Annotated in this window: 4 protein-coding genes; 2 read left to right on the top strand and 2 right to left on the bottom strand. The window is 64.5% G+C overall.

The window, feature by feature from the left end; translation table 11 throughout:
* The first annotated feature begins 141 nt into the window (after positions 1–141).
* Positions 142–648, top strand: a complete 507-nt coding sequence (locus tag Q7T84_RS16900) for a MarR family winged helix-turn-helix transcriptional regulator (RefSeq protein WP_304811154.1) — start codon at positions 142–144, stop codon at positions 646–648.
* Between the two features lie 278 nt (positions 649–926).
* Positions 927–2,117, top strand: coding sequence for a D-alanyl-D-alanine carboxypeptidase family protein (locus tag Q7T84_RS16895; RefSeq protein WP_304811151.1), 1,191 nt, complete (start codon positions 927–929; stop codon positions 2,115–2,117).
* A 96-nt stretch (positions 2,118–2,213) separates the two neighbouring features.
* On the opposite strand, the gene Q7T84_RS16890 is transcribed toward Q7T84_RS16895, so the two are convergent.
* Together Q7T84_RS16890 and Q7T84_RS16885 are read right to left on the bottom strand one after the other, a co-directional pair.
* On the bottom strand, positions 2,214–2,999 hold the full coding sequence (locus Q7T84_RS16890; protein WP_304811149.1) for a universal stress protein: 786 nt from the start codon (positions 2,997–2,999) through the stop codon (positions 2,214–2,216).
* 5 nt (positions 3,000–3,004) lie between these two features.
* Positions 3,005–3,743: hypothetical protein (locus Q7T84_RS16885; protein ID WP_304811147.1), on the bottom strand; the 739-nt coding region annotated here is incomplete at its 5' end.

The raw sequence follows: 3,743 nt of genomic DNA, 5'->3' as shown, positions 1-3,743 counted from the left end.
TCTCTAGAGACGGCGAGCTTTCGGCATTAATATAATTCGGTATTCAAAATAAATTGAGCGTGGTCATAAGGGCGACTTGCGAGCGCCTTCTTCCTGCGGAACAAGGCGCAATTCCCTCATCATCGGGCGGTCGTTCACGCCATGGATTCTCGGGTCACCAGCGCTCTTATTGCGATCCGCCGGATCGTGCGCGCCGCCGAATTCGCGGCTCGCGACTTGTCGCGCACCGCAGGGCTCACTGCCTCGCAGATGGTTGTTTTGCAGATTATCGCGCAGAGGGGCGATGCCGGCGCCGGAGCCGGCGCCATCGCTGACGCAGCCCGGCTCAGTCAAGCCACGGTCACAGCCTTGTTGGACAAGCTGGAAGATCGGGCTCTGGTCGTGCGCGGGCGCTCGGCGGAAGACCGGCGGCGTGTGGTTGTCGTACTGACTGACGCTGGCCGAAAGACGCTATCGACGACGCCGGACGTCCTGCAAAATCGGTTCGCTGCGGGGTTCGAGCGCCTTGAGGACTGGGAGCAGGCGGGCGTGGTGTCGGCCCTGGAGCGGGTCGCCTTTTTGCTCAACGCCGGCGGAATCGACGCCAGTCCAATTCTCGATGTCGGGTCGCTGGATCGAACAGCTGATGATCCGGTAGGGCGCCGCTGAGCGCGGGCGGACGAGACGATTGTTCGAGCCCGCAGGAGCGCATCTGCAGGGCGCGCGGTGAGCCCCCGCCTCAGTCCATAGGCGTCCGCCTTTGTCGCCCTGCGCCGTGGTCTGGCTCGAGGTTTCGCGACCGCCCTCGAGGGTGGTCGGCTGGATTAAGTCAGAAAATTTAGGAACTGTTTACCTACCGCCCACACCCTGCGGGGATCAAATTCATTGAAATGTCGGGGGGAATGGCCTTGGGCGCCAGGCGCTGTCGTGTGCTCACAAGTCGTACCGTGGCCCGCCGCGCCGGCCTGGTCGCGTTGCTCATGATCCAGGCTTTGAGTTGGGTTTTCGTCACCGACGCGGTCGCCGACTCCGCCTTTAGCCCGAACAAATTCGCCGCCATCGTAGTCGACGCTTCGAGCGGCGAAGTCTTCTATTCGCGGCAAGCTGCGGCGGTTCGATACCCAGCGTCGCTGACCAAGGTGATGACGCTTTACCTGGCCTTCGAGGCTCTCGATCGGGGCGAATTGAAGCTCACCGACAAGGTTGTTATTTCGCCGCGCGCCGCCGCGCGGCCGCCCTCCAAGCTGGGGCTCAGGTCGGGTGAATACCTCAGCGTCGCCGAAGCGCTGGATGTGCTTGTGGTCAAATCCGCCAATGATGTCGCTACTGCGCTTGCTGAGAAAATGGCGGGCAGCGAAGCGGCGTTTGCAAAGCAGATGACGGCCAAGGCGCGTCAGTTGGGGATGCAGAACACGACCTTCAGGAATGCCTCGGGGCTGCCCGACCCGCGGCATGTCAGCACGGCGCTTGATCTGGCGATCCTTGGGCACGCCCTGCTGCGCGATCATCCCAGGCGATATGCGATCTTTAGGCAGCAGGAGACCGTGTTTCGCGGGGCGCGGATTCGCGGGCACAACGCCCTGCTCAGGACGCCCGGCGTTGATGGCATGAAGACCGGGTTTATCCGGGCGTCCGGCTTTAACCTGCTCACGTCCGGGGTCGCTGATGGCCATCGCTTCATCGCCGTGGTGCTCGGGGGAAACACGGCGTCGGCGCGTGATCAGTTCATGCGGCAGTTGCTTCGGGCAAGCTTTACATCCTTGGCCGTGCGATTTGCCGGGGACACCTTGCCGGTCGCCACCCTTCTTGGGGCCAAAGATCCGCTTCCCTCGGCCAAGGAGGCGGTGGGTATCGTCAGGGCCTGGCCGGCGCCGACTGAACTCAGCGGCGCCTGCGGAGCCGAGTGTTGGTCGATCCAGGTGGGGGCGTTTCGGCATCGCGAGCAGGGCCGTCGACGCCTCAACGATCTTGCGGCGCGGTTTCCTCAGCGTTTCAGCCGCGCCTCGCAGCAAATCGTGCCCTCTGGAGAACTGCATCAAGCGCGGTTCGCCGGCTTCAACGAGGTCGCCGCGCAGCAAGCTTGTGAATTTGTGCGATCTCGGGCCGAGGCATGCTTAGTCGTGCGCGTGACGCGATAATTGGGCCGCGAACGCCTTTGCGCTCAGGTGGGCATGCCTGTTTCCATCCCAGGCGGTCCGCACCTGGCCGTCCCACGAGAGGGCCGTCGCGCCACCTCAACAGATCAAGACCGGCGCGCGCTGCGCCCAAATGCTTTGGGGGTCAATCTGCTTGAGGCTGGCCGACTTGTCGGCCAGGGCCACTTCTCGTGAGATGATCAACAGGTCAAAGCCGCCGTTGCGCCGGTAGGCTCGCACCGCTGCAGCGGGGGTGGCGGCGCTCATTGCGAAGACGCCGGCCGAATGGGGCCTTAGCTGCTCTCGCGCCCAAGTCAGTTTGCTGGCGGCCCCAGGAAGTCCGTCGTCCATGAGAACGAGGTCCATCTCAAGTCCGCGCAGTGCAGGGTGAGCAGACACGAAATTGACCGCGCGCCTATGGAGCGGATCGGCGTCGAGGATGATCAGGGCGCGCGAGATCGGCAAATAGACCTGCGAAACGAGACAGACGGGGCGGGTGGTTCCGCGGACGACGGGTTCCACATTCGAGCCCAACGCGCTGCGGTCATCGGCCTCCCGCCCCCGTTTGCCCATGAGGATCATCTCTGCGCTGGCCGACAGGTCGATGAGCGTCCGGGCGAATCGGCCCACGGGCTCAAGGGTGGTGATCGCCTCGGCGCCTTCATGCTCCAGGCGTTCGCGAGCCCTGAGAATGGGAGAGGCTTCGGACGTCTTTTCGGAGTTGGGCTTTCCCGGCTCGTCCACGTTCACCAGGACGATCGGGGACTGGGTGCGTCCAGAAAACCAGGCCGCGTAATCGCAGACCGCGCTCGCGTATCGTGACCTGTCGACACAGGCGAGCAGAGCGCCGGTCGGGGAAGTTGTTTGGCGGCTGGTGGCCGTCAAATGTCTTACTCCCGCCATTCGGCCAGGACCTTGCCATCTGCTCCATTCTCGAAGGCGATCCGGTCGAACTCCACGGCATAGAGGCAGATGGGCCGATGCGCGGTCGATTCGCTCCAACACCGTAGAGCGGTTGATCGATCAAAGCCCACCAGGCGACCTTGCAGCACGAGGTTGAAGCTGCGGGAGAGAGCTGCGACATCGCCATCGGCGATTTTCTGGACAAACTCATAGGGACGCTCGCCACGCTGAAGCGCGCGGGTCCCGCCGGTCATGAACAGCCGGGCCAAGCCCAGGGTCGGCGCCGTGGGCGCGGTCGGCGTCACCGGAATGGCGTCGTCGCGTCGCGGCGGGCAGGCTTCCGAGGCGCTCCAAGGGCGAGGAACCCAGAACCCCTCCACAGACTCGATCTGGTCCACGTCCGCCAGGCCCTGCACAAGCGGGAGCGTCTTCCAAGCCGCTGGTCGGGCCACAAGTCTCAGCGTCTTCTTGGTCGCGTCGTATTCCGCGAACGCTTGCGCCCCACTAGGCGACACCTGCGCTCCGTCGCAGCCGAACGGAATCTTAAGGCTGAACCGTCGGCCGATCAGCGCGTCCTTCACTTGGGTCTTGTCGCTTGATCGGTCAGCATAAGCGCCGGCCGCCTCATTGGCCGCGGCGATCAGCTCCGTCCGGGAGAGCGGAGGGGGCGGCAGCGGGGCCAACGCTGCGGGCGGGGCCTGGATGGGTGGGGGCGGGGCCGGCGGC

Source organism: Phenylobacterium sp. (assembly GCF_030654915.1).
Classification (GTDB): Bacteria; Pseudomonadota; Alphaproteobacteria; order Caulobacterales; family Caulobacteraceae; genus Phenylobacterium.
This window is presented reverse-complemented; position numbering and strand designations above follow the sequence as displayed.